Source organism: Thiohalobacter thiocyanaticus (assembly GCF_003932505.1).
Classification (GTDB): Bacteria; Pseudomonadota; Gammaproteobacteria; order Thiohalobacterales; family Thiohalobacteraceae; genus Thiohalobacter; species Thiohalobacter thiocyanaticus.
Genome location: NZ_QZMU01000001.1, coordinates 1,455,306 through 1,480,062, shown reverse-complemented (window position 1 = coordinate 1,480,062; position 24,757 = coordinate 1,455,306). Strand labels below are relative to the sequence as shown.

Genomic DNA, 24,757 nt, shown 5'->3' with positions numbered 1-24,757 from the left:
ATGTGGGTCACGGCGGGAAGCGCCTGACCCAACCTGCATTCATTCCGTGCTTTCCGTGTATTCCGTGGCGCTCTTCCTCATCGGCTTGCCCTTTTGCGCCAGCGGGTTATATTGATGACATGCGTAAGCATCGCCGTTCAACCACCCTGAGCCTGGTCGGCGTTCTGCTGGCCGGCTGGCTGTCGCTGGCCTGCGGTCATTGCTGGGCACTGGCGGAGACGCCGGTGGCCGGCGATGGGCACTGCCAGCACGAGCCGCCCGTGGAGTCGGAGGCGGATTGCTGTGGCCATGGCCACGAGGGTCCGGTCTGTCCCCAGGTTCAGGTCGATTCGGTCCCGGTCAGCGAAACGGCCGTGCTGCCGGCGGTGGGTAGTCCGGATCTTCCCCTCGCGCTGCCGGCCGCTGACCTGCCCTGGCAGCCCTGGCGTTCGCCGCCGTCGTTGCCGGCCGCCGCCACGGCCTTCCCGACCTCACCCCCCCTCTATCTGCGTCACTGCGCCTTTCTGAAATAGCTATCCTCCTGTTGCCTGATCCTGTTCCGGTTTCATTGGAGGAATCTAGTCATGCGCGCACTACCCTGGATCCTTGCCGGGATCCTCTGCCATATGTCTGCCGCCCCCGTGGCCGCACCCCTGTCACTGCCCGAGGCCGAGGCCCTGGCCCTGATGCATGACCGCCAGGCGGTGGCCTACGAGGCCGGCGCTCAGGCACGGCGCGAACAGGCCGTGGCGGCGGCCCAGCTGCCCGACCCCAGTCTGAAGCTGGGCATCGCTAACCTGCCGGTGGAGTCCTTCGACCGCTCCGACACCCCCATGAGTCAGCTGCAGGTCGGGGTCCGGCAGCGGTTTCCGCCGGGCCGTACCCTGGCCCTGGCCGGCCAGCGCGAGGAGCGACTGGCCGCCGGCCTGAGCGCCCGCGCCGAGTTACGCCGCCGGGAAGTGCTGCGCGAGCTGCGCCGAAGCTACCTCGAGGTCTATTACCAGACGCGGGCCGGCTGGATCCTGGATGAGACTTACCGCCTGTTCGAGGATCTGGTCGACACCACCCGCGCCTACTACGGCGCCGGGCGCAAGAACCAGCAGGACGTGCTGCGCGCCGGGGTGGAGCTGTCGCTGCTGGATGACCGGCGGGACCGGGTGCGCACCCGGCTGGAGACGGCCCGGGCCGAACTGGCCCGGCTGGTGGGGCCGGAGGCCGTGCAGCGGCCGCTGGCGGAGGAATTTCCCGAACCGCCGGCGCTGTCGGCGCCGGAGGCAATGCAGCGCGCCCTGGATCGTCATCCACAGCTGCAGAGGGCGAGTGAACAGATTGCGGCCGGTCGGCTGGGGGTGGCGGTAGCGCGCGAGCGCTACAAGCCGGGGTGGAGTCTGGATGTCACCTATGGCGAGCGCAACGGCCGGGAAGCCGACGGCAGCGGCCGCAGCGATCTGTTGTCGGCCATGGTGGTGGTGGATCTGCCCCTGTTCACGGACAAGCGCCAGGACCGGATGCTGGCCGCGCGCCAGTACGAACTCAATGCCGTGGAATACGAACGCGAGGAACTCCGGCGCGAGCTGCATGAACAGCTGGAAGCGGCCCGGGCCGAATGGGAGAGGCTGCAGGCACGCCTGGCGCGCTACCGCGAACGTCTGCTGCCCGAGGCCAGCCAGCATGCCGAGGCCTCGCTCAAGGCCTACCAGAGCGGGGTGTCGGATTTCACCGCGCTGATGCGGGCACGCCTGATCGAGCTGGATGCGCGTCTGACCGCGCTGCGGCTGCGTACCGACCTGGCCCAGACCGCGGCCCGGTTGCGCTACCTGGTGGGAGAGGAATCATGAGAATGCGGGCAGGAACAGGACCGTGGCCGGCACGGTTGCTGCTGGTCCTTGCGCTGACGGGGCTCGGCGGCTGCGGCCAGGACCGGGAACAGGCGGCGGGGAAGGACGCCTCCCCCGGCGGGGGGGATGACAAGGCGTCCCGGGCGGATTCCGGCGGGCGCGAGATCCTCTACTGGGTCGCCCCCATGGACCCGGATTACCGCCGCGACGAACCCGGCAAGTCGCCCATGGGCATGGACCTGGTGCCGGTGTATGCCGACGAGGGCGGCGGCGGACAGGTGGAAATCGATCCGGTGGTGGTGCAGAACCTGGGCGTGCGCACCGCCGAGGTCGAGCGCGACCGGCTGTGGCGGCGTATCGACACGGTCGGGTATGTGGACTACGACGAACGCTTCATCAGTCACATCCACTTGCGTACCGACGGCTGGATCGATCGGTTGAATGTGAAGTCCGACGGTGAGCGCGTCAGCCAGGGCCAGGTGCTGTTCGAGCTGTACTCAAGGGAGCTGGTCAATGCCCAGGAGGAATACCTGCAGGCATTGAATTCGGGTAATTCCGGCCTGAAGCTGGCCTCGCGCGAGCGCCTGCAGGCGCTGGGCATGACGTCAGCGCAGATCGATACGCTGGCCCGGACCCACAAGGTCGAACAGCGCGTGCCCTATCACGCCCGTCAGGACGGCATTGTCGATGCCCTGCACATCCGCGAGGGCATGTACGTGCAGCCGCAGACCGAGGTGATGACCCTGGCGGACCTGTCCAGCGTCTGGATACGGGTGGATGTGTTCGAACGCCAGGCCGACTGGGTCGAGGTCGGCCAGCCGGTGGAAGTGCGCCTGCCCTACCTGCCGGGCGAGGTCTGGGAAGGCGAGATCGAGTTCGTCCATCCGCGCATCGACCCCGAGACCCGCACCCTGGAGGTGCGGCTGCGTTTCGACAATCCGGACGAACGCCTCAAACCGGATATGTACGCCGACGTGCGCATCTTCGCCGGTCCGAAGGAGGACATCCTGATCATCCCGCGCGAGGCCCTGATCCGCACCGGCGAGAACGAACGCGTCATTCTGGCCCTGGGCGAGGGGCGCTTCGCCGCCCAGGAGGTCGTCTCCGGCATCGAGTCCGGCGACTGGGTCGAAATCATGCGCGGGCTCGAGGAGGGCCAGCGTATCGTCACCTCGGGCCAGTTCCTGATCGACTCCGAATCCAGCATCAAGGGTGCGCTGAACCGGCTGGATGCGGCCGGAGATCCGGGGCAGAGGGATCAGCCGCGAATGAACGCGAATGAACACGAATAACTCGATGGCTGGAAGACCTCGTCTTTTTGTCTCGTCATTCCCGCGCAGGCGGGAATCCAGATACCGCTGTGGTCACTGGATCCCCGCCTGCGCGGGGATGACGATGGCGGTGATGACAACCGCAATTTATCGATTGGGTAAAGACAAATGATCGAACGCATCATCCGCTGGTCCATCCATAACCGGTTCCTGGTCCTGCTGCTGACCGTGATCCTGGCGGTCTGGGGCGGCTATTCCCTGAAGACCACGCCGCTGGATGCGATCCCGGACCTGTCCGACGTACAGGTCATCATCAAAACCAACTATCCGGGCCAGGCGCCGCAGGTGGTGGAGGACCAGGTGACCTACCCCCTGACCACCACCATGCTCTCGGTGCCGGGTGCGGTGACGGTGCGGGGTTATTCCTTCTTCGGCGATTCCTACGTCTACATCCTGTTCGATGAAGGCACCGACCTGTACTGGGCGCGCTCGCGGGTTCTGGAATATCTCTCCCAGGTACAGGACCGGCTGCCGTCCGGGGTCACCCCGGCTCTGGGACCGGACGCCACCGGCGTGGGCTGGATCTATGAATACGCCCTGGTCGACCGAACCGGGCAGCACGATCTGTCCGAGCTGCGGAGCATTCAGGACTGGTTTCTCAAGTTCGAACTGCAGACCGTGGAGGGCGTGTCCGAGGTCGCTACCGTCGGCGGCATGGTCAAGCAGTACCAGGTGGTGGTGCATCCCAACCAACTGCGCGCCTACGGCATCCCGCTGGCCCGGGTCAAGCAGGCCATCCAGCGCGGCAACCAGGAGGTCGGGGGTTCGGTCATCGAGATGGCCGAGGCCGAGTACATGGTCCGCGCCAACGGCTATATCCAGAGTATCGATGATCTGGAAAGTATCCCGGTCGGGGTGAACGCCAACGGCACGCCGGTGCTGCTGGGCGATATTGCCGACATCCGGCTCGGGCCGCAGATGCGCCGCGGCGTGGCCGAACTCGACGGCCAGGGCGAGGTGGTCGGCGGCATCGTCATCATGCGCTGGGGTGGCAATGCGCTGGCCACCATCCAGGCGGTGAAGGACAGGCTCGAGCAGCTCCGGGCCAGCCTGCCGGAAGGGGTGGAGATCGTCACCACCTACGACCGCTCCGGTCTGATCGAACGCGCCGTGGCGACACTGGAAGAGAAGCTGATCGAGGAGTTCGTCGTCGTCGCTCTGGTCTGCGCGGTGTTTCTGTTCCACCTGCGCTCGTCCCTGGTGGTGGTTATCAGTCTCCCGCTCGGGATCCTCGCAGCCTTCATTGTGATGAAGCTGCAGGGCATCAACGCCAACATCATGTCGCTTGGTGGAATCGCCATCGCCATCGGCGCCATGGTCGACGCCGCCATCGTGATGATCGAGAACGTCCACAAGCACATGGAGCGCGAGGAGGTCACCGACGAGAACCGTTGGGAGGTCATGGCCCGGGCGGCCTCCGAGGTCGGGCCGGCGTTGTTCTTCTCCCTGCTCATCATCACACTGAGCTTCCTGCCGGTGTTCACCCTGGAGGCGCAGGAGGGGCGCATGTTCGCCCCGCTGGCCTTCACCAAGACCTATGCCATGGCCGCCGCGGCAGGGCTGTCCATCACTCTGGTGCCGGTGTTGATGGGCTATTTCATTCGCGGTCGGATCCTCCCCGAGGACAGGAATCCGGTCAACCGGGTGTTGATCGCCGGCTACCGGCCGGCGATCAACGCCATCCTGCGGTTTCCGCGCAGCATGCTCATGCTGGCCCTGGTGGCGGCGCTGTCCATGGCCTGGCCGCTGTCCGGCTGGTGGCCGCTGGGCGGCAAGATTGGCTCCGAGTTCATGCCGCCGCTGAACGAGGGAGATCTGCTCTACATGCCGACCACCTTTCCGGCGCTGTCCATCGGCAAGGCGCGTGAGTTGCTGCAGCAGACCGACAAGCTGATCGCCTCGGTGCCCGAGGTGGAACGGGTGTTCGGCAAGATCGGCCGGGCCGAGACCGCGACCGATCCGGCGCCGCTGACCATGATCGAGACCACTATCCTGCTCAAACCCCGCGATCAGTGGCGCGAGGGCATGACCATGGAGGGGGTGAAGCGGGAACTCAACCGCATCGTGAAGATCCCCAGCCTGGCCAACAGCTGGACGCCGCCCATCAAGACCCGCATCGACATGCTGGCTACCGGCATCAAGACTCCTGTGGGGGTGAAGATCGCCGGTCCGGACCTGGATGTGATCCAGGGGATCGGCGCCGATATCGAACGCGTGCTCAAGCAGGTGCCGGGAACGGCCAGCGCCTTTTCCGAACGGGGGCCGGCGCGGCGTTACATCTCGGTGGACATCGACCGCGGCGCGGCCTCGCGCATCGGCCTGAACATCGCCGATGTGCAGGAGATCGTGCGCACCGCCGTCGGCGGCATGAACATCACCCAGAGCATCGAGGGGCCTGGAGGGGCTGGAACGCTATCCCGTCAATCTGCGTTATCCGCGCGAGATCCGTGACTCCCTGTCGGAGTTGCGCAACCTGCCCATTGTCGCCCCCAACGGCATGCAGGTCGCGCTCGGCGATGTGGCCCACGTCCATGTCGAGGAGGGGCCGGGCATGATCAAGACCGAGAACGCGCGTCCCAACGGCTGGATCTTTGTGGATATCGAGGGGCAGGATCTGGGCTCCTATGTCGAGACGGCGCGGCAGGTCGTGAGTGAGCAGGTGGAGCTGCCCGCCGGATATTCCGTGAGCTGGTCCGGCCAGTATGAATACATGGAGCGGGCCAAGCAGCGCCTGAGCCTGGTGGTGCCGGTGACCGTCGCCATCATCATGCTGCTGCTGTATCTCAATTTCCGCCGGCTGGCCGAGGTGCTGATCATTCTCGGCACCCTGCCGCTGGCCCTGGTCGGCGGTATCTGGCTGATGTACTGGCTCGGTTACGACATGAGCGTGGCGGTGGGCGTAGGCTTCATCGCCCTGGCTGGCGTGGCGGTGGAGATCGGCGTGGTGATGCTGGTCTACCTCAACCAGGCCTGGCGGCGCCATGCCGAACGCGCCCGCGCCGAGCAGCGTCCGGTCAACCGCGAGGAGCTGCGCCAGGCAGTGATCGAAGGCGCCCTGCTGCGTGTGCGGCCCATCCTGATGACGGTGGCGGCGATCATCGCCGGCCTGCTGCCCATCATGCTGGGCGGTGGCACCGGTGCCGAGGTGATGCAGCGCATCGCCGCGCCCATGGTGGGCGGCATGGTCAGCGCAACCGTGCTGACGTTGTTGGTGATACCGGCGGCGTTCCTTCTCTGGCGCGGGCACGGCATCGAACGGTGAGACGGTCCGTGTTGCGGCCGGTTTCACGGCTGCGGGCTGGAGGAGTATCCGGACGAAAACCGGGGGCTGGATATGTCTGAAGAGATGATCCGAACCCACTTGAGGCGGACCTGGCGGCGACTCCCCGAATTCAGGCTGCTGGCGCTTGGGTTGGCGTTGGAATTGCTGTGGGAGGTGGCTCAGTTCCCCCTGTATGACGTCTGGCATCAAAACGACTGGGGCTACATCCTGTACGCGCTGGCCCATTGCACCCTGGGCGATCTGCTGATCCTGCTTGTGGCCTATGAGATTGTCGCGGCAGTGAGGCACGACCGTGTCTGGTACCGGCACAGCCCGCTCGCCGGCGCTGCCCTGTTCACCCTGCTGGGCGTGCTCTACACGTTCGGCAGCGAGATCTACAACGTTCGCATCGAACAGTCCTGGGGCTATACCGAGCTGATGCCCGTCCTGCCCGTGCTGGGTGTGGGTGGGGTGCCTTTCCTGCAATGGCTCCTGATACCGCCTGTCCTGGTGTGGTTGCTGTGGCTGCTCGGGGATATGGGCCGCGCTCCGGATGCCGGTCATTGATCGCCCGCCGGTATGATGTCCGAGAGGCGTGACGGCCGGGGCGGCGGCATGCAGTGAGCCGTGAATCAACACGAATGCACGCGAATAATTCAGGTTCGAAGCCTGCAGGCCGCGTACGCAGACTACGTGACATGCAGACTCATTCGACTTTATCCGTGGCCATATAACCTCACATCCAACCGGTATTCCTTCGCGCCAGGACATGGCCCTTGTTATAATCGAAACAGAATCAACCCAGGAAACCGGAGGCAGTCATGTACGGATTCAATGTGAAATTCAACGGCGGTTTCGACGCGGCGGTCGAGCGGGTCACCGAGGAGCTGGGCAAGGAAGGCTTCGGTGTGCTGACCGAGATCGACGTCCAGGCCACGCTGAAGAAGAAGCTCGACATCGACCGTACGCCCTACAAGATCCTGGGGGCCTGCAATCCCCAGCTGGCCAACCAGGCGCTGGAGGCCGATCCGGACATCGGCCTGTTGCTGCCCTGCAACGTGGTCGTGCGCGAGGAACAGGACGGGAGCGTGACGGTCGGCTTCATGGATCCGGCCGCCGTGCTCAAACTGGTGGAAAAAGAAGGGGTTGATACCCTGGCCGGCGAGGTCCGCGCGCGCCTGGAGCGGGTCCGCGACGCCCTGGCGGCCTGACCGGCGTCGCCGGGCCGCTAAGGCTCATGGCATTTCGGGCCGCTTTTGTTATAGTCGATAAGAGAACATCCGGAATCCGCCATGAACCTGCCCAGACATGCCGTCTTTCCCCTGCTGGACGCCAACGAGCCGCTGTTCAAGCGTGCGCCGGCCGTGGACTGTGACGGCCAGGCCCTGAGCGATTTCATGATGCTGATCCCCGGCCTGCGGGAAAAGCCCCATCAGCTGCTGCAGCGCACCCTGGATGACATTCAGGCCGCCCTGACCTGTTTCCAGGAAGTGGTGGTTTTCGCCGAACTCAACCTCAAGCTCAACCTGCTCTGGATCAGCATGCGGCCGGTAACCGGCATGCGCAACGAGATCGCCTGGGCGGTGCAGAACCGCGTCCCCGAAGCCAAGCTGATCACTCACATCTGAACCGGATCCCCTGCCCTGGACGCCGAACGGCCTGCGTCCGCACACATCCTGTGAGTAATATGGAAACACCGGAGGTGACCGCAGGTCACCCGTTGCCCGTTTCTCCCCCGCCTGCCGTAACCGCCTCGACCAGACCGAGACGCGCCAGCGTCGGCGCGGTGAACGACTCTATGGTGGTGAGCTCCTGGTAGGTGAAGTTCGGCCTGTAGTAGGCGGGGAAGCGGATCCGCTCGCGGCAGCGCTCGAGTAATGAGTCGGAGGCGGGCAGCCGGCAGTGTTCGAAGATCGCAGCCGCCTTCCCGCGCGGTCTGCGGCACAGCTCCTCGAAGGGCACGACCAGCGCGGCCTCGCGCAGTCGCTCGTTGCGCTCCAGCCGCTCGGCCAGAAAGCCGTGTATCGAGTTCCAGTAGCGCGCCCAGGCCTCGACCTCCTTGCCCTGTTTCCAGAGTACGGCGATCATCCGCGTCTCACGCGCATCTCCGGTATTGATCGGGCGTCGATCCAGGCCGAATTCGAAATGGCCGACGCGCTGCAGGTGCTTGAGCGCCCGGGGATTGTCTTTCTGGCCTGCACAGAACAGCCGGTGCTGCTTCATCAGCGAGGCGATGTGCCAGACCGGGTTACGCACGGGTACGACGAAGCGGGCATCCGGGAAGATCTTCAGCAGGTATTCCAGCCGGGTGATGTTGTAGTTCGCCTTGGACAGGTAACGCCGTCCCTGGCGTATCAGCAGCAGCTTGCGGATGTGATCGCGGTAGAAGGCCTCGAAGTCCGGATTCGAGGTGTCGCCGTCCAGCACCGAGCTGACCGAGGCACGGTGCAGATCGGGGAAATGCTTCATCCACAGTACCTCCTCGAAGGCCTCGGGGCTCTCCGGGGTGACCTGGATGCCGTCCCTGTGCGCGCGTTCCGCAGGACCGGAATCGGCGCGTGGCGTGTAGTCCAGAAAGCGGCTCCACCAGTAGGGGGTATGCAGCATCGGGAAGTCGCGGTAGCGGTGGCTGGCGGTGTCCGGGTGCCAGTCCAGCATCTCGAGCAGCAGGGTACTGCCGGAGCGGGCCAGACCGGTGATGTAGACGGGACTGACGATCCGGATGTCGTCGAGCGCATCGGCCAGCAGCCGGGTCTCGAGGTTGCCCAGCATCCGGCACAGCCCGGGGGAGAGCTCCAGCAGCCCGCCCAGGAAATGGGTCCAGGGATCGACTTGAAAGTCCGTGTCCGGATTGGATTGTGCGGTTCCGTTCATTTGTCTCATTAGTAACTATTCGATGCGCAGCAGCAGTTTCATGGCGATGGAGAACAGCAGCAGCGAGGTGAAGAAGATGGCGTGCCAGCCCCGCATCCAGTCGGGGCCGAAGGCAAGGTAGCGCTTCTCGGGCAGACCGATCCGGAGGTGGTGTATCGGCAGCTCCGGCGGAAGGTAGCCAGCAGGATTGCCGATGAACAGATTCCACCACTGTCGTTTGTGAATGACGGGCACCGGGGCGGCCAGGTTGACCGCTGCCACCAGTTCCCGGCCCCGGTCCTGCAGGACCACATAGGGCCGGCGCGGTTCCGGGTCCTGAGCGTTTCGGGGCGGTGTCACCCATTGGCCTTCCAGCTGCGGCGGACGGGTTTCGATCTCGGGGATGGCGCCGGGGGCGGGGTAGGCATGGCCGTAGGCGGTACTCAGCCAGGCAATGATCGACAGCAGCGGCAGGGAGGCGACCAGGGCCGGCCGGCCGGTCCTGGCGATCTGATGCAGGGAGGCGGAGAACATGGCGCGCATGAGCGGCCATGCCCCGGCGAATTCGCCATCAAACTCGTTCAGGCGCCTGCGTGCCTGCGTCAGCTCGCGCTTGCCGGCGGCGATCCTGTCCTGATCGGAGAGCAGCAGGTACAGTCCCATCGAGAGCAGTGCGCCGAGCGCCCCCCACAGTGTCAGCCGTAGAACGGGCGGAACCGGTGAGACGAGCGCGTCCAGCCAGAATAATACCGGTGCAGGAAGGTCGAATATGCCCATCAGCGCCACTGGGCGCGCCGGGCCGGAACGGACTCAGACATCCGGCTTCCGGTCATCCGCAGCCGAAGCGTCCGTCCCCGCGCCTGTGCTGGTCTGTACCCGTCGACGGAACCGGCGCAAGGGCCAGAAGATGATGAAACCCAGGGCCGCGAACAGCACTACGATCAGGCCCCAGAAGGCCCCCAGCAGACTGAGTCCGGCGCCGGGGCCGACATAGGCCAGGGCGGGCTGGGCCGCACTCAGGGAAAGTGCCAGGGTCAACAATGTTGTGCGCTTAATGCTCATTGCGTGTCTCCTCGGTTGTCTTTATCCCGATGGTCAGATAGTCGGCCCGGAATTCGGGCGTGAGCGAGGCGGGATCGATCCGCTGTGCCCAGCTCAGTACCGGGATGCGTTCGAATTTCTCGTCGGTCCGTTGTTTGCGCACCGGATTGATGAACTCCCACACTATGCTGCCGTCACGCGTGACCTCGAGCAGCCGTCCCCCGTTGGATTCGGTGATCAGTACATTGCCGTTGGGCAGCGGTTCCTGGGCCGAACGGATGGCGCTGTCCAGTATTTTCTCTTCACTTCCTGTATAGCTCCACACGATGCCGCCGGTGGCCGGGTTGACCTCCAGCACACGGGAGCGACCGCCGGCGCCGAAGTGGCCCCGGTTGTCGAAGATCAGGATATTGCCGTTGGGCAGTATGTCGGGGTCATGCTGGGCCAGCCAGGGGCCGTGCGAGGCCCAGACGATCTCCTCTTTCTCCGGGTCGAGCAGGGCGATACTGCCGCCAGCCAGTTCCCGGAACGAGAGCAGCACCTGTCCCTCCCGGGCGGCGGGGATGGTCCGCGCCAGGCTGCGGGCGGCGTCCGCATCCAGGTAGTCGACGCCGTTGGTGTGCAGCGGATCCTCCATGCTGTAGTAATGGATCCGCCAGAGCAGGCGGCGGAAGGGCGAGCGGTTGAGCGCATCCAGCAGTGAGATCCGCTTCTGGGTCCTGCCATCGGGAGAGAGGATGGTGAGGTAGTCGTCCAGGACGGGGGGCTCGAACTGGTCCGCCTCCTCGATCGGGTGCCGTCTGAAGTCGTGCGTCAGGCCGTAGATGCGGCCGCTGTCGTCGATGTCGAAGTCGTGGTGGAAATGATCGAGGTTCTTCCACAGCAGCTTCGAATCCCGGTCGAGCCTGACCATGCCGTAGCCGTACGGTGTGTCGCCGACACCGATGATGATTGCAACCAGATCGCCGTTCGGCAGCACCCGGGCTTTGCGGAAATAGGTCTGGGCGTCCGGCACGGGTCGGCGGACCGCAGCGGTTTCATCCCAGATATCGCTGAATCGGCGTTCCCAGACGTGAGCGACACGGCCGTCCATGTCGATCAGGGTGGCACGGGGAGCATCGCCGGAGGTGTACAGGGTCCATCCCGCGTGGGCGCGTTGCGCCTCGTGCACGGTCACGCCCTGCGCATCGGTACGTTCCGGCGCCCACAGGTCCGTGCTGTAGGGATCGGTATAGCTCGTGAGCTTCTGGTAGAGTGCCGTCCCGCCACGATAGGCGTCCCTGAAATGGCTGTAGGGATAGACCTTGGCCACGCTCGCCACGCCGCCGGCGATGAAGGCGATAAAGGCGATTGCCGCGATGAACGCGATGCGCGAAATATTATCCAGCCGTGATTGCTTCATGGATATCCTGTCCCTGATATCAGACGCGGCGACGAACTGCCGGTGAGTGTTTTGAGGTTAGCAACAAGCGGAATGAGCGGGCTGTGACTCAATCTACAGTTAGGTAAAACCGTATTCAGTGTGAGCCAGATGTTGCGGCGTTCGGGAAGGCGGGAAAATGTAGTGGGTCGTCCGACCTGCGGCCCGCGCAGCACGGGCTGTATGTCGCCTGGCGGCGACAGTGGGACCGTTCAGGCGTTGCGCAGCATTACATAGGCGCTGAGCAGGTCGCGCCAGCTGACGATGCCGACCGGATAACCCTTGTCGCCGACCACCGGCAGACAGGAGACCCGCTGCTCCAGCATCAGGTTGCCGGCGTAGGTCACGGTGGTATCAGGCGTGACGGTTACCGGCTCGCGGCTCATCAGTTGGTGAATCGGCTTGCGCATGCGGGCGATGTCGTCCCGGGTCTCCGCCGGTGTGTCCAGACGCGGGCCGATCCAGCGCAGCACATCGCGGTCGGAGAGCACGCCCATCAGCCTGCCATTTTCCACCACCAGCAGGTGATGGAACCTGAGCTGCTTGAACAGGGTGTGCGCGGTGAGCAGGGTGTCGTCCATGCGGATGCTCATCACATCCTCGGTCATGATGTCCCCGATCCGCATGGTCATGTTCAGATCCTCTCCTGCAGGTCGTGGGTGAAGGCTGCCATCAGGGTTTCCAGCAGGGCGTTGGCCCGGGCGAAGCGACTGTCCGCGGCCAGCAATTCGCCCTCCGTCCGGGCGAATGGGCCGCTGCCCAGCTGTTCGCGATGGCAGTCGATCAGATCCTGCGCACCGGCCGGGGTCATTTCCAGGTGATACTGCAGCCCCAGGATGCGGTCCTGGTACAGAAAGCCCTGGTTTTCGCACGCCTCGCTGCGGCCGAGATGCACGGCGCCGACGGGCAGGTCGAAGGTGTCGCCATGCCAGTGAAAGGCCATGAACTCCCCGGGCAGGGCCGCGGCCAGCGCGGTCCCGGCCGCTGCCGGGCTGCGCTGGACCGGGAACCAGCCGATCTCCTTTTCGCCGTTATCACGCACCTTCGCCCCGAGTCGGTCGGCCAGCAGCTGGGCCCCCAGGCAGATACCGAGGATCCGTGTCCCGTGCGCAATCACGGCATCGAGAAAACGCTTCTCGGCGATCAGCCAGGGATAGTCGGTCTCGTCGTATACCCCCATGGGGCCGCCCATGACAATGAGCAGGTCCAGCGCATCGGGCCGCGGCAGGCCGTCGCCGGCATACAGGCGCGTTGCCGTGACCTGATTGTCGGCCCGCTGCAGCCAGTCCTGCAGGCTGCCCAGGCCCTCGTAGGGAACGTGCTGGAGAAAATGGACCCGCAATTGCGTGCTCCTGTGTCGGAATGATCGAATGCGCAGGATGGGTACAGGCGCCTGCGCCGTAACCCATCGCCGGCGCGGAACCCGTGATGGGTTACGCTACGCTTCACCCATCCTGCTTCCCGCCGCTCAAGCGCCGCCGGCTGTTCGTATCCGCCCGGCCTTCCAGCCGTCGCCGCGCCTTGTCGCGCCAGTTGGCCGCCAGGGCGGTTGAATCAACCAGGCGTTGCAACTGTTCGCGACTGCCGTTGCCGTAGACTGCCTGCATGGCTGCGGCGATGCTGACGCTGCCCGGCAGGCGCTCAAGCAACTCGATGCGGTCACCGACCTGCAGGGTGCCGGGTTCCACCACCCGGTAGAACCAGCCGCAGCGGCTGTTGTCCTGCACCTCCCGGGCCAGGCCGGAAACCCCGAAGCGCACATCCAGTTTCCAGCAGGGACTGCGGGGCTGGGCGACCTGCAGCCGGCAGCCGCCGATGCGCCCGATACAATAGACATCGCCGATATGCACGCTGCGTTCGTCCAGGCCGGCGCTGGAGAGGTTCTCGCCGAAGCCGGGCGGGTGGAACGCCGCGGCTCGTTCCGGATACTGCGCCTGCCACCAGGCATAGTTGTCCAGGCTGTAATGCAGCAGGGCGCGTTCAGGACCACCGTGGTTGACCGGGTCGGCCTGTTCGTCTTCCGCGATACCTGCGGTGCCGATCCGGACCTCGCCGTCCAGCGGCTGTTTGGTAATGGCGCTGGCACGGCCGTTGGCGTAATCGGGGTCCACCCGGCCGGCATAGATACCCCTCAGGATGTGCATGGTCATTACTCCGGATTGCCGGGCAGGCTGTGATATTCTTACAGTATTGTATCTTCGCAAAACCCACCCGGCAGTGCGAGTCTTCCATGAGTGATAACGCCGTTCGTTTGTCTGTCGCCGGCATGAGCTGCGCCGGCTGCGTGGCCGCCGTCGAGGAGGCCCTGCGCCGGGTCGAGGGCGTGCAGGAGGCGACGGTGAATTTCGTCGAGCACACCGCACGGGTCTCCGGCACGGCCCCGCCCGAGCGCCTGGTCGAGGCGGTGCGCCAGGCTGGCTACGAGGCCGCCGAGCTGCGCGGCCTGGCCGACGAGGCGGACAAGGAGGCTATGGAGATGGCCCAGTACCGCAAGCGCCTGCGCATGACCGGCGTGGCCGCGCTCCTGGCCGTGCCCCTGATGCTGGGCGAGATGGTGTTCCACGTGCTGCCGCCCATCGACACGCCCGGCGGCCAGGTCTTCTGGCTGGTCACCGGCCTGCTCACCCTGGGCGTGCTGGTCTACTCCGGCGGCCACTTCTTCCGCGGCGCCTGGTCGGCCTTCCGTCATCATCAGGCCAACATGGACACCCTGATCGCGCTGGGCACGGGCAGCGCCTGGCTCTATTCCATGGTGGTGGCCCTGTTTCCCGACAGTGTGCCGGTGCTGGCACGCCATGCCTATTTCGAGGCCGCGGTGGTGATCCTGGCATTGATCAACCTGGGCGGTGCGCTGGAGATGCGCGCCCGCGGCAAGACCTCGGAGGCGATCAAGCGCCTGCTGGGGCTGCAGCCGAAGACCGCGCGGGTGGTGCGTGAGGGCAGGGAGATCGACGTGCCGATCGAGGAGGTCGGGCTGGAGGAGACGGTGCGGGTACGGCCCGGCGACCGCATCCCGGTCGACGGGAAGGTGATCGAGGGCGAGTCGGCGGTGGACGAATCCATGCTGACCGGCGAACCCATTCCGGTGGCCAAGCAGCCCGGTGACGAGGTCATCGGCGGTACCATCAACCAGTCCGGCACCCTGTTGTTCCAGGCCAGCCGCATCGGTCGCGACATGGCGCTGGCGCGCATCATCGAACTGGTGCGCCAGGCGCAGGCCTCCAAGCCGGCCATCGGCCGCCTGGCCGACCGGGTCAGCGGGGTGTTCGTGCCGGTGGTGATGATCATCGCCGTGATCACCTTCCTGGCCTGGTACAACCTCGGGCCCGACCCGCGGGTGAGCTATGCCCTGGTCACCGGCATCACGGTGCTGGTCATCGCCTGTCCCTGTGCGCTGGGACTGGCCACGCCCATCTCCATCATGGTCGGTATCGGCAAGGCGGCCGAGCACGGCATCCTGATCCGCAGCGGCGACGCCCTGCAGCAGGCGGGGCGTCTGACCACCCTGGTGCTGGACAAGACCGGCACGGTCACCGAGGGCAGACCGGCGGTGACGGCGGTCGAGGCCGCATCCGGCAGGGATGAAAATGAGGTGCTGCGCCTGGCCGCCGCCCTGGAAGCCGGTTCCAACCATCCGCTGGCCGCGGCCATCCTGGCCGCCGCCGAGGCGCGCTCCCTGGAGCTGCCGAAGGCCGAGGGGTTCGAGAACCTGACCGGCAAGGGGCTGCGCGGACGGATCGGGGAGCGGGGGGTCCTGGTCGGGCAGGCCGCCTTCATGCGGGAACAGGGTGTGGCGGAAGCGGCCTGGGCCGCGCGTATCGAGGCGCTGGCCGGGCGCGGCGCCACACCCGTCTGCGTGGCCGCGGACGGCGAGTTGATCGGCCTGGTCGCCATCGAGGATCCGATCCGGCCCGGCATGGCCGACATCATCCGGGCCATGCACGATATGGGACTGAAGGTGGCGCTGGTCACAGGCGATCACCGCATCACTGCACAGGCAGTGGCCGGGCAGATCGGCATCGACGAGGTCCGGGCCGAGGTGCTGCCCGAGGGCAAGATCGATTACGTGAAACAGCTGCAGGCGAGAGGCGAGGTGGTGGCCATGGTGGGCGACGGCATCAACGACGCCCCGGCCCTGTCGCAGGCCGACGTGGGCTTTGCCATCGGCGCCGGCACCGATGTCGCGATCGAGAGCGCCGATGTCACCCTGATGCGTGCCTCGCTGCAGGGTGTGCTCACGGCGATCCAGTTGTCGCGCGCCACCGTGCGCAACATCTGGCAGAACCTGTTCGGGGCCTTCATCTACAACAGCCTCGGTATCCCCATCGCCGCCGGCGTGCTCTACCCGGCGCTGGGCATGCTGCTCAATCCCATGATCGGCGGTGCCGCCATGGCGTTTTCCTCGGTGACGGTGGTGACCAATGCCAATCGGCTGCGCAGGTTCGCACCGGACAGGGTGCAATGATGATCGATCTGATCGTGAATCTGGCGGGGCTCGGGCTGATGGTGTTCATTGTCCGCTGGTTCTGGAGAAAACCGCAGGGTTGAGGCAGGGCCCGGCCGGACCCGTGGCGGACAGCATGTTGCCAATCGACCCGCCAGCCGGCATCGGTCCTGGCATTCCGGTTAGCTTGAACACCGCTCCTGAGCAGTTGGGACTGAGGTGTGCACGCTCCGGCACTGCGCCGGCCTGCTGCTGCACCAGCAGTCATCGCAGCGGGCCTGTTGCGATATCTCCTGCGCAAGCATGTCGAGTAGCCTGAGGCGGGCCTGGTTCAGGCTGCAAACCACCGCGCTTTTCGGTATCTCCAGGATCTGCGCTGTCTGCTCATAGGACAGTTGTTCGATATTGACCAGGGTCAGAACCTGGCGCTCGGCAACAGGCAGCCGGCCGATTGCGGCCTGGACGCTGGTGGAAGTGTCCTCGTGCGTCTGCACCCGCTGCCGGTGCGCAGCCGGATCGAACCCGCATTCAAGTTCGTCAGGCGCCATACGTTGTCTGTGCTCATGCCAGCACCTGGACAGGGTGCCGAACAGCCGCAACAGGAGTTGGCTGGGTTCGTGCTGAGCCTGCCCGCTCCGGAGTTCGCGATCGATGACCTTCTCTGTCAGCCTGATCGCCAATGCCGGGTTCCGGGACCAGGCCAGGGCCATTCGATAGAGCCGGTCACGGTTGTCATCGAGTGCCCGGCGCAGCCGCCGGTTCCTGTTGAAGCGGTTCAAGATATCCATTGTGTTGAGTCGCCGAGCTTCAGGGGCAGTGTCGACAGATGTCGTCAATTCCCTGTGAAGGAAGGTCAGAATCCTCCGTTCCGGACCGTTTCGGCCACATCGCGCAGATCCCGGTCGAACTCTTTCAATACTGCACGCGCGGGGTCGGAGAGGTGGTCCTGGCCAAGCGTATCGCCGATGAACTTCGGACGCAGGATGAGCAGCCTTACCCCGTCCTGCTCCTCGAATATGGCCGCGCGCAGCGGTGCGAACAGCTCGAAGCGTTTGTCCGAGCTCGTGACCAGGTAGGCCCTGGACAGATTGATGAATTCAATGAGCACAATCGGTTCGGCCTCAATGCCGCGGTTGCCGAGTGCCTGCTGAACGTCAAGGATATTGACGATGGTGTAGTTGCGTCCCTCGAGGGCGGAGACGAAGTTGTCCTTAACGGAGGTGAGTTCTTCGTCCATCGTCGCGCTGTATGCCAGCTGTGTGACCTGAATGCCTGTGCCGGGCGGTTCCTGGGCGACAGCGGTGGTGACTGTGGTCACACCCAGCAGTGTCGCCCAGAGCAGGCGCACCGCTGAGTCACGAATATCACGCATCGCTCGGCGCAATATGCACCCACTTCTGTGGATGGATGTCGGAACTGAGCCGGCTCCTGTCTGCATTGCGGTATACCTCCTTCTGTGAGTGTCCGGCTATAGGCAACATCTGTGCCAGTGACGGGGTGCATGAATAACCCGGCTGTTCCTCCATACCGGCACTGGCCCGGTTTCCAGATGGAACATCTGCAGGCGTATGTGTCTTGGTTCGGAACAGGTGGACGGGTTTGCGGCTTCAGGTATAGCGGAAGTATCAGCTGATATCGCTGTTATCCCTGCTTCTGATGATCCATCAGGTCCGCGACGCCAACCTCCTTGACCTGGACAAAGTCAAACAGATCATCCGCGTCTGGCCAGAGTGAGGTGGTTGCGGCAGCGGGGGTGTGCTCACTGCGTGTTCCGGCGCATGGTGACCGGCTTCCAATGAGCTCCCTGGTAAAACCGGGATCGTCCTGATCCCGGTTGGACAAACGGTTCAGAAGCTGAAGTCGGCCATAACCCAGAATTTGCGCGTGTCGTTACTTTGTACGGGATTGCGCAAGACGTTGGTCGTGTTGTTGTCAGCCGAATAATCCGCGTACTTGGCAAGAACCTTCAGCTGTTTGCTGATCGGCTTGACCGCCAGCAGGTTCCACTCCGTGCCGTAGTCATAGTCGTCATTGTCGCTGGAGTAGTCGTGATATCTGGCGACCAGCTTGATTCCGGCGAATTTCCCGCTGATATGTACGCGGGTGTCGACCAGGCCGTCGGGCAGGCCGTTGGCGGACAGGGCGCTGGCGAGGAACTGGTCGGCCCAGCCATTGTGCGCGTGCACCGTGGCCAGCGGCGTGGTAAGGCTGTAGGTGCCATTGCCGCTCAACTGTTCCTGGCTGACCTTTACCATTACGCCGTTGAATTCCACGCCCGCGCTGAGCCAGTAGTACTCGGCATCGCGCGGACGGCCGTCGGCGTAGTCGTCCTGCTCGGCATATTCGGCGGTATACAGTAGTTTCAGGTTCTCGTTCAGCGGATAGCCGCCGTTCAGGCGTGCGCCCAGGGTGCGGGTGGACAGCGCCTGACTGGCCTGATCCTCGAACTCCAGGAAGTAGCCGTAGCCGGCCAGGTTGACGTGCGGCAAACCGCTGTAGCTGAGATGGGCGATGTGGCTGTCCATGTCCCAGTCGTCCATGGTCGGGTGTTCTTCGCCGAACAGGCGGTTGACGTTGTCCACATAGGCATAGAATACCTCCAGCCCGTTCAATGACCGGTTGGTCAGGCTGAACGCGTCCATGGTCACCGAGTTCTGCCGCCAGCCGACCGGGCCCACCCAGCGTTCATTCTCCAGGCTGATGTACTGACGGCCGAGCTGCAGCCGGGTGTCGGCCAGGCCGGTATAGGCCAGGATGGCCTGGTTGACCTCGGTGGATTCCGGATCGGGCACAAGGGGGTAGCGGGCCTTGCCGTTGGTGGTGCTGTTGAACTTCTCGCTGCCCAGGCTCCTCACGTCCTCGAATTCCAGCGTGCCCTCGAAGCCGTTCAGGTTCGCGCTGCGATAGCCCAGGCGGGTGCGCAGAGTGAAGGCATTGGCGTCCTTGCTCAGGCTCTGTTCGTCCACGTACTCATAGCGTGGGCGCAGCTGGCCGTAGATGCTGCCCTGCGTGATTGCCTCGGCCAGGCTGGCGGCCTGCGGCTGCGGCTGCGGGTCGGCCGCGGCCGTGCCGGCGGCTGCAAGGATGCCGGTCCCGGCCAGGGACAGCAGACGGATGATGTTGTTCTTCCCGGTCATCGGTTTCATTCCTCTCTTTGGTTTTTTTCGGTGGGGTGACGCCATCGCTGCAGGCATGAGCAATGCCTGTGCCAGCATCCCGTGCGGTCGGATCACGCGCGCCTGTGTACACGGCTGTGAATGTTTGCGGTTTTTTGTTTCACATCGAAACGGGGGAATGAAACATACGGTCGGACTGGAACAGGGATTCCCCTTGGTTACAGCGAATTCCCCGTGGCATGTATGTTGCTACCACCGGATGCAGTTACGGCTTGCAACTGCGAACAAGGATCCGGGGGCGAATATGTCCGCAACAGGTTTCATTACACGGGTATGGCTGCTGTTCTGGCTGCTGGCGGGGGCTGCGCATGCGCACAGCGACGCCAGCGGCTTCGCCGAGGAGATGTCCCGCTTCGGCGGCGGGTCCGAGGCGCAGGGGCCGCGCCGCTATGCCGCGCAGGTGCGGGTCGATCCCCGTCATATCGCGGGCGTGGTACTCAAGGTCAATGCCCGCATCGTGGATTTGAACGATCTCTATGTCGGCCGCCCGGTGCGCGAGGGCGAGTTGCTGGCGGAGTACGAAAGCGCCGAGCTGGAAACGGTGCAGCGCTCCTACGCCGAGACCTACGCCAACATGGAGTACATCAGGGAGATCAGTGTCACCGCCGAGGAGAAGCTGATCGAGGGTCGCATGAATCTGCAGTGGCGCGGTCTGTATCCCGAGGATATCGAGAAGCTGGAACAGAGCCGCGACCCGGTCAAGCGGCTGCGGGTCAAGTCGCCCCGCAGCGGTTACCTGCTGGAAGTCAACGTCACCGAAGGGCAGGTGGTCAACCCGGGCGCCCAGTCGGGTCTGTTCAATCTGAGCGGTACCACCCTGATGCGCATCGCCAGCGACCAGGCGGTGACGGTCGATGTCGAGCTGCCGCTGGCCGTGGCCGCAGGACTCTCCCCGGGCGATACGGCCTGGTTGTATCCGACGCCCTCGGCGCCGCCGCTGGAGGCCAGCGTGGCCGAGGTGGTGCCGCTGGTGGAAGGCTCCGGGCTGCGCCGCACCGTGCGGCTGGAGCCGCTGGCCAGCCCGCGGCTGCTGGGCCTGCGCGACGGCCAGCGCCTGAGCGTGTCGCTGCAGCCCGAACAGATGCAGCAGGAGGAGGCCGGACATGCGCATTGAAGCCCTGATGTTTGCTGTCGCCATGGCCCTGGCCGGCGTGGCGCAGGCCCACTCGGACGCCACCGGCTTTGCCGGGAAGGACGAGCATGACCATGACGGGGAAGCGGCCGTTCCCGGTGCCATCGAGGTCGACAGTGGTCTGATCCGTGTCGCCGAGGTCGAGCAGCGCGAACTGCGGGATCGGCGTGCCGGCATCGGCACGGTGGTCACGCCGGCCAACTCCACCCACGACGTCAACTCCTTCATCAGCGGCCAGGTGATCGAGATCCATGTGCGCCCGGGCAACCGGGTCAATCAGGGCGATCCCATCGCGCTGATCCAGAGCCCCGAGTTCGTGCTCACCCAGAAGGCCTATGTCGCCCTGCTGAGCAACGACGAGAAGCGCGCGATCCTGGAAGGCGAGGGCCGGCTCGGCAACTACATGGAGGATGCACGCGAGAACCTGCGCTGGTGGGGGCTGACCGAGGAGGAGATCCTGGGCCTGGAACAGACCGGCATCCCCCTGGAGGGCATCACGGTGCGGGCGCCCAGCGACGGCCTGATCACCGAGGTGCTGGTCCGGCCGGGCGAGCTGCTCAACGCCGGCGACCGCAACATGGCCAACTTCGTGGTGATGGGGCAGGCCATCGCCCGCATCGTGCCGGACAGCCGCTCCCTGTGGCTGGAGACCCTGATCTTTCCCGACGCCGCCGCCGGGGTGCGGCCCGGCGACGCCCGGCTGCAGGTGCAGCTGCCGGACGGCAGCGTGATTGAGCAGGCGGTGGAGGCGGTTTCGCCCTCGCTGGATCCGCAGCGCCGGCTGGTCCGGTTGATGACCAAACTCGATGCGCGCGCGGGCCTGTATCCCGGACATCCGCTGCAGGTCGAGCTGCTGGTGCCCCGCTGGGAAGAGGCCTGGCTGCCACGTTCCGCCCTGATGCGCCAGGGTTTCGAGACGGTCGTGTTCATCGAAATCGAGCCGGGCCGTTACGAGCGCCGCAGCGTGGAGCCGGGTGCGGCAGCGGGCGACTGGATCCCGGTAGACGGCCTGCAAGCGGGAACCCGCGTGGTGACCCACGGCAAGATGGCGCTGGAAGGCGCCTACAGGTTGCAGCGCGCCGACGTCTCGACTGACGACCACCATCACTGAGCGAGGAGGCAAGATGTTCGACTGGATCATTTCCGGGGCGCTGCGCAATCGGGTCGTTGTCGTCCTGCTCTATATCGTGCTGGCGGTGGCCTCGCTGTTCGCGCTGAGCCGCATGGTGGTGGACGTGTTCCCGGAATTCGCCCCGCCGCAGGTGCAGATCCAGACCGAGGCCCCGGGCTTCGCCGCACAGGACGTGGAACTGCTGGTCACCCGGCCGCTGGAGGTCGCGCTGCAGGGCATGCCCAATGTCGACCAGATCCGCTCCAACTCCTCCATCGGTCTGTCGCGCATCACCATCGTGTTCGACTCCGATGTGGATATTTACAATGCCCGTGTGCTGGCCCAGGAGCGGCTGCAGCTGGCGCGAGGCACCCTGCCCGCGAACGTGCAGGAACCGGAGCTGATGCCGGTGACCTCCGCCATCAGCTGGCTGCTCAAGTTCGCCCTGATCGACTGGTCCGGCGAGGACCGCAGCTATGAGCTGCGCAGCCTGGTGGACTGGGAATTCCGCAACCGTCTGCTGGCCCAGGAGGGCGTGGCCTCGGTGGTCGCAGTCGGCGGCGAGGTCAAGCAGTACCAGGTGCAGGTCGACCCCGCCGCCCTGATGCGGCTGGGCCTGCCCTTCAGTCAGGTGGTCGAGGCGGCGCGCGCGGCCAACACGGTCGCCCCGGGCGCCTTCCTGTTCCCGACCCCGGAGGAGGAATACTTCCTGCGCAGCGAGGGCCGGGTGCGCTCGCTGGAGGATATCGCCCGCAGCAGCCTGGGGCTGCCGGGTAACAGTCCGCTGACCCTCGGCGACGTGGCCGAGGTGCGCTTCGGCGGCGAGATCAAGCGCGGCGACGGCCAGATGTTCGGCGGCCCGGCCGTGATCGGCACCGTCTCCAAACTCTGGGGCAGTGACACCCTGGCCACCACCCAGCGGGTGGAGCAGACCCTGGACGAGCTGGCGGCCACCCTGCCGGAGGGCGTGGAGCTGGTGCCCGACGTGTTCCGTCAGGCCAGCTTCATCGAGCGTTCCATCGACAACCTGGAGGAGGCGCTGCTGCACGCGGCCATCATCGTGGCCCTGGTGCTGTTCCTGTTCCTGGTGCGCTGGCGCCCCACCGTGATCAGCCTCATTGCCATCCCCACCTCGCTGATGATGGGGATCCTGGTGCTGTGGCTGCTGGATGTGGGCCTCAACGCCCTGACCCTGGGCGGACTGGTGTTCGCCATCGGCGAGGTGGTCGACGACGCCATCATCGACGTGGAGAACATACTGCGGCGGCTGCGCGAGAACCGCCAGGCGCGGCAGCCGCGGCCGCTGCTGGAGGTCGTGTTCGAGGGCTCCAGCGAGATCCGCAATTCGGTGGTCTTCGCCACTTTCATCATTGTTATCGCCTTCATGCCGGTGTTCTTCCTCAGCGACATCGAGGGCCGGGTGTTCGCGCCGCTGGCCATCGCCTACCTGGCCGCCGTGGCCGGCTCGCTGCTGGTGGCGCTGACCCTGGTGCCGGTACTGTGCTCCTGGTTCTTTGGCGGCCGCCACGCCGAGCAGCAGGCCAGACTGGGCGGTTTTGCCCGCTGGCTGCAGACCCGCTACCAGTGGCTGCTGGAGCGCACCCTGGCCGTACCGCGGCTGATGTTCGGCGGTGCGATCATAGCCTTCGGCCTGAGCCTGGTCCTGATCCTGTCGCTCGGACGCTCCTTCATCCCCGGATTCCACGAGGGCAACATCGTCATTGCCATGACCCTGATGCCGGGCACTTCGCTGGAGGAGAGCCTGCGCATCGGCCGTCAGGTGAACAACCTGGTCGGCGCCATGCCCGAGGTGAAGAGCATCGCCCAGCGCGCCGGCCGCTCACGCCTGGACGAGGACGCCCAACCGGTCAACTTCAGCGAGTTCGACGTCACCCTCAAGCCCGAGGTTCAGGATGTGCCGGCGGTGATGGACGCGATCCGCGAACAGCTGCAGACCATTCCCGGCGCCTCGATGAACGTCTCCCAGTTCATCACCCACCGCATGCAGGAGATTATGTCAGGCGTGCGCGCCCAGATGGTGGTCAAGATCTTCGGCCCTGATCTGGATATGCTCGCCCATCTGCAGCAGGAGCTGCATGCGGCGGTGGAAGGTGTCGAGGGCGTGGTCGATCTGCAGTCCGAGCCGATGGTGACCGTGCCGGGCGTGGACCTGCGCGTGGACCGCGACGCGGCCGCTGCCTACGGTCTCACGCCGGGCGAGGTGGTGCGCCAGATCGGCGGTGCGCTCAACGGCGTGACGGTCTCGCAGGTGCAGGAGCATGACCGCACCTATGATCTGTTCGTGCGCATCGAGGCCGATGCTCGCGAGAGCATCGAGGACCTGGGCCGGTTGCCCCTGCAGGCATCGAGCGATGCCGTGGTGCCGCTGGAGGCCGTGGCCGAGGTGGTGCCGGTGCGTGAGCCCTACATGATCAACCGCGATGGCGGCGCGCGCCGGGCAGTGGTGCAGTGGAACGTCGACGGGCGTGATCTGAACGCGGTGGTCGGGGAGGTGCGCGAGCGCGTCGCGGAGCAGATGGCGCTGCCGCCGGGCTATTCCATCGAGTACGGCGGCGACTGGGAAGGCCAGCAGCGCGCCACCCGCGACCTGCTGATCTCCGGCGCCGTGGCGGTGGTGCTGGTAATCGCGGTGCTACTGCGCGCCTTCCGCAACACCGCGCTGGTCGGCCTGATCCTGACCAACCTGCCGTTCGCCCTGATCGGCGGGGTGTTCGCCCTGGTCATCACCGGCGAGAACCTCAACGTCTCCTCACTGCTGGGGCTGATCGCCCTGCTGGGCATCGCCACCCGCAACAGCATCCTGCTGGTGACGCGTTATCAGCGCATCGCCCGTGATGAGAATGGATCGACACCGGAGGCCCTGGCCATGCAGGGGGCGCTGGACCGCATGCTGCCCATCCTGATGACCGCCCTGACCACGGCGCTGGCAGTGATCCCCTTCCTGGTCGGCGATCCGACCGGCAAGGAGCTGCAGCGGCCCCTGGCGATCGTGCTGCTGGGCGGGATGATCAGTTCTACCCTGTTGAATCTGCTTGTATTACCGTCCGTTTATGCCTGGGCGCTGCGACGCTGGCCAGGGCGCCTGGCTTACGCCGGCAGGGACTGAGGGTGTATGCTGAGGCGTTAAACGAGACCTCACCTCAACCCCA

General features: G+C 65.4%; 20 protein-coding genes and 1 pseudogene. 11 read left to right on the top strand and 10 right to left on the bottom strand.

All coding sequences use genetic code 11. From position 1 onward, the window contains the following. The first annotated feature begins 119 nt into the window (after window positions 1-119). The 7 genes and pseudogenes from D6C00_RS06895 to D6C00_RS06860 all read left to right on the top strand — a co-directional run bounded on the left by D6C00_RS06895 (window position 120) and on the right by D6C00_RS06860 (window position 8,038). A complete protein-coding gene (locus tag D6C00_RS06895; RefSeq protein ID WP_125181046.1) occupies window positions 120-512 on the top strand; it encodes a hypothetical protein in 393 nt (130 codons plus the stop codon). Window positions 513-605: 93 nt separating this feature from the next. Then, window positions 606-1,817, top strand: a complete 1,212-nt coding sequence (locus D6C00_RS06890) for a TolC family protein (RefSeq protein WP_158675345.1) — start codon at window positions 606-608, stop codon at window positions 1,815-1,817. Next, entirely contained in the window at window positions 1,814-3,109 is a 1,296-nt protein-coding gene (locus tag D6C00_RS06885; protein WP_125181044.1) for an efflux RND transporter periplasmic adaptor subunit, read from the top strand. Before D6C00_RS06890 ends, D6C00_RS06885 begins: the two co-directional genes overlap by 4 nt. Window positions 3,110-3,256: 147 nt before the next feature. Further along, window positions 3,257-6,410, top strand: a pseudogene (locus D6C00_RS06875) (efflux RND transporter permease subunit). An 84-nt stretch (window positions 6,411-6,494) separates the two neighbouring features. After that, complete coding sequence (locus tag D6C00_RS06870; protein ID WP_125181042.1) at window positions 6,495-6,977, top strand: hypothetical protein; 483 nt, start codon at window positions 6,495-6,497, stop codon at window positions 6,975-6,977. Between the two features lie 254 nt (window positions 6,978-7,231). Continuing rightward, entirely contained in the window at window positions 7,232-7,621 is a 390-nt protein-coding gene (locus tag D6C00_RS06865; protein WP_125181041.1) for a DUF302 domain-containing protein, read from the top strand. Between the two features lie 81 nt (window positions 7,622-7,702). Then, entirely contained in the window at window positions 7,703-8,038 is a 336-nt protein-coding gene (locus D6C00_RS06860; protein ID WP_125181040.1) for a hypothetical protein, read from the top strand. Window positions 8,039-8,123: 85 nt separating this feature from the next. Here D6C00_RS06860 and D6C00_RS06855 read toward each other — a convergent pair whose 3' ends face one another. The 7 genes from D6C00_RS06855 to D6C00_RS06825 form a co-directional block, all read right to left on the bottom strand. Beyond that, window positions 8,124-9,284: a sulfotransferase family protein gene (locus tag D6C00_RS06855; RefSeq protein WP_125181039.1), complete on the bottom strand. Its 1,161-nt coding sequence runs from the start codon at window positions 9,282-9,284 to the stop codon at window positions 8,124-8,126. A gap of 15 nt (window positions 9,285-9,299) precedes the next feature. Next, complete coding sequence (locus D6C00_RS06850) at window positions 9,300-10,040, bottom strand: hypothetical protein (RefSeq protein ID WP_125181038.1); 741 nt, start codon at window positions 10,038-10,040, stop codon at window positions 9,300-9,302. A 33-nt stretch (window positions 10,041-10,073) separates the two neighbouring features. Continuing rightward, window positions 10,074-10,325 carry a hypothetical protein gene (locus D6C00_RS06845; RefSeq protein ID WP_125181037.1) on the bottom strand — a complete coding sequence of 84 codons (252 nt, stop codon included), beginning with the start codon at window positions 10,323-10,325 and terminating at the stop codon, window positions 10,074-10,076. Further along, on the bottom strand, window positions 10,315-11,706 hold the full coding sequence (locus D6C00_RS06840; protein WP_125181036.1) for an arylsulfotransferase family protein: 1,392 nt from the start codon (window positions 11,704-11,706) through the stop codon (window positions 10,315-10,317). Before D6C00_RS06840 ends, D6C00_RS06845 begins: the two co-directional genes overlap by 11 nt. A 230-nt stretch (window positions 11,707-11,936) precedes the next feature. Beyond that, the gene (locus D6C00_RS06835; RefSeq protein WP_206609522.1) at window positions 11,937-12,356 is read right to left on the bottom strand and encodes a CBS domain-containing protein; all 420 of its coding nucleotides are present in this window, start codon (window positions 12,354-12,356) and stop codon (window positions 11,937-11,939) included. A gap of 2 nt (window positions 12,357-12,358) precedes the next feature. Then, complete coding sequence (locus D6C00_RS06830; RefSeq protein ID WP_125181035.1) at window positions 12,359-13,066, bottom strand: type 1 glutamine amidotransferase; 708 nt, start codon at window positions 13,064-13,066, stop codon at window positions 12,359-12,361. A 103-nt stretch (window positions 13,067-13,169) separates the two neighbouring features. Then, window positions 13,170-13,874: an MOSC domain-containing protein gene (locus D6C00_RS06825; protein WP_125181034.1), complete on the bottom strand. Its 705-nt coding sequence runs from the start codon at window positions 13,872-13,874 to the stop codon at window positions 13,170-13,172. Between the two features lie 80 nt (window positions 13,875-13,954). Here D6C00_RS06825 and D6C00_RS06820 point away from each other — a divergent pair, with 80 nt between their 5' ends. Continuing rightward, complete coding sequence (locus D6C00_RS06820; protein ID WP_206609521.1) at window positions 13,955-16,189, top strand: heavy metal translocating P-type ATPase; 2,235 nt, start codon at window positions 13,955-13,957, stop codon at window positions 16,187-16,189. A 161-nt stretch (window positions 16,190-16,350) separates the two neighbouring features. Here the strand turns inward: D6C00_RS06820 and D6C00_RS06815 are convergent, their stop codons facing one another. The 3 genes from D6C00_RS06815 to D6C00_RS15445 all read right to left on the bottom strand — a co-directional run bounded on the left by D6C00_RS06815 (window position 16,351) and on the right by D6C00_RS15445 (window position 19,305). Further along, window positions 16,351-16,956, bottom strand: a complete 606-nt coding sequence (locus D6C00_RS06815; protein ID WP_125181033.1) for an RNA polymerase sigma factor — start codon at window positions 16,954-16,956, stop codon at window positions 16,351-16,353. A gap of 65 nt (window positions 16,957-17,021) precedes the next feature. Next, a complete protein-coding gene (locus D6C00_RS06810; RefSeq protein WP_158675344.1) occupies window positions 17,022-17,540 on the bottom strand; it encodes a DUF302 domain-containing protein in 519 nt (172 codons plus the stop codon). A 475-nt stretch (window positions 17,541-18,015) separates the two neighbouring features. After that, window positions 18,016-19,305, bottom strand: coding sequence for a hypothetical protein (locus D6C00_RS15445; RefSeq protein ID WP_158675343.1), 1,290 nt, complete (start codon window positions 19,303-19,305; stop codon window positions 18,016-18,018). A gap of 283 nt (window positions 19,306-19,588) precedes the next feature. Here D6C00_RS15445 and D6C00_RS06805 point away from each other — a divergent pair, with 283 nt between their 5' ends. Genes D6C00_RS06805 through D6C00_RS06795 form a run of 3 tightly spaced genes read left to right on the top strand, consistent with a single transcriptional unit; the run spans window position 19,589 to window position 24,714 of the window. Continuing rightward, a complete protein-coding gene (locus tag D6C00_RS06805) occupies window positions 19,589-20,458 on the top strand; it encodes an efflux RND transporter periplasmic adaptor subunit (protein WP_158675342.1) in 870 nt (289 codons plus the stop codon). Continuing rightward, entirely contained in the window at window positions 20,448-21,587 is a 1,140-nt protein-coding gene (locus D6C00_RS06800; protein ID WP_125181030.1) for an efflux RND transporter periplasmic adaptor subunit, read from the top strand. Before D6C00_RS06805 ends, D6C00_RS06800 begins: the two co-directional genes overlap by 11 nt. 13 nt (window positions 21,588-21,600) lie before the next feature. Beyond that, complete coding sequence (locus tag D6C00_RS06795) at window positions 21,601-24,714, top strand: efflux RND transporter permease subunit (protein WP_125181029.1); 3,114 nt, start codon at window positions 21,601-21,603, stop codon at window positions 24,712-24,714. The last annotated feature ends 43 nt before the right edge of the window (window positions 24,715-24,757 follow it).

Coding starts and splice junctions, on each gene's coding strand:
- D6C00_RS06840 (WP_125181036.1), bottom strand. CDS start 11,706: ATGAAGCAATCACGGCTGGATAATATTTCGCGCATCGCGTTCATCGCG.
- D6C00_RS06855 (WP_125181039.1), bottom strand. CDS start 9,284: ATGAACGGAACCGCACAATCCAATCCGGACACGGACTTTCAAGTCGAT.
- D6C00_RS06805 (WP_158675342.1), top strand. CDS start 19,589: ATGTCCGCAACAGGTTTCATTACACGGGTATGGCTGCTGTTCTGGCTG.
- D6C00_RS15445 (WP_158675343.1), bottom strand. CDS start 19,305: ATGACCGGGAAGAACAACATCATCCGTCTGCTGTCCCTGGCCGGGACC.
- D6C00_RS06825 (WP_125181034.1), bottom strand. CDS start 13,874: ATGACCATGCACATCCTGAGGGGTATCTATGCCGGCCGGGTGGACCCC.
- D6C00_RS06850 (WP_125181038.1), bottom strand. CDS start 10,040: ATGGGCATATTCGACCTTCCTGCACCGGTATTATTCTGGCTGGACGCG.
- D6C00_RS06865 (WP_125181041.1), top strand. CDS start 7,232: ATGTACGGATTCAATGTGAAATTCAACGGCGGTTTCGACGCGGCGGTC.
- D6C00_RS06890 (WP_158675345.1), top strand. CDS start 606: ATGTCTGCCGCCCCCGTGGCCGCACCCCTGTCACTGCCCGAGGCCGAG.
- D6C00_RS06845 (WP_125181037.1), bottom strand. CDS start 10,325: ATGAGCATTAAGCGCACAACATTGTTGACCCTGGCACTTTCCCTGAGT.
- D6C00_RS06815 (WP_125181033.1), bottom strand. CDS start 16,956: ATGGATATCTTGAACCGCTTCAACAGGAACCGGCGGCTGCGCCGGGCA.
- D6C00_RS06895 (WP_125181046.1), top strand. CDS start 120: ATGCGTAAGCATCGCCGTTCAACCACCCTGAGCCTGGTCGGCGTTCTG.
- D6C00_RS06835 (WP_206609522.1), bottom strand. CDS start 12,356: ATGACCATGCGGATCGGGGACATCATGACCGAGGATGTGATGAGCATC.
- D6C00_RS06820 (WP_206609521.1), top strand. CDS start 13,955: ATGAGTGATAACGCCGTTCGTTTGTCTGTCGCCGGCATGAGCTGCGCC.
- D6C00_RS06860 (WP_125181040.1), top strand. CDS start 7,703: ATGAACCTGCCCAGACATGCCGTCTTTCCCCTGCTGGACGCCAACGAG.
- D6C00_RS06885 (WP_125181044.1), top strand. CDS start 1,814: ATGAGAATGCGGGCAGGAACAGGACCGTGGCCGGCACGGTTGCTGCTG.
- D6C00_RS06810 (WP_158675344.1), bottom strand. CDS start 17,540: ATGCGTGATATTCGTGACTCAGCGGTGCGCCTGCTCTGGGCGACACTG.
- D6C00_RS06795 (WP_125181029.1), top strand. CDS start 21,601: ATGTTCGACTGGATCATTTCCGGGGCGCTGCGCAATCGGGTCGTTGTC.
- D6C00_RS06800 (WP_125181030.1), top strand. CDS start 20,448: ATGCGCATTGAAGCCCTGATGTTTGCTGTCGCCATGGCCCTGGCCGGC.
- D6C00_RS06870 (WP_125181042.1), top strand. CDS start 6,495: ATGATCCGAACCCACTTGAGGCGGACCTGGCGGCGACTCCCCGAATTC.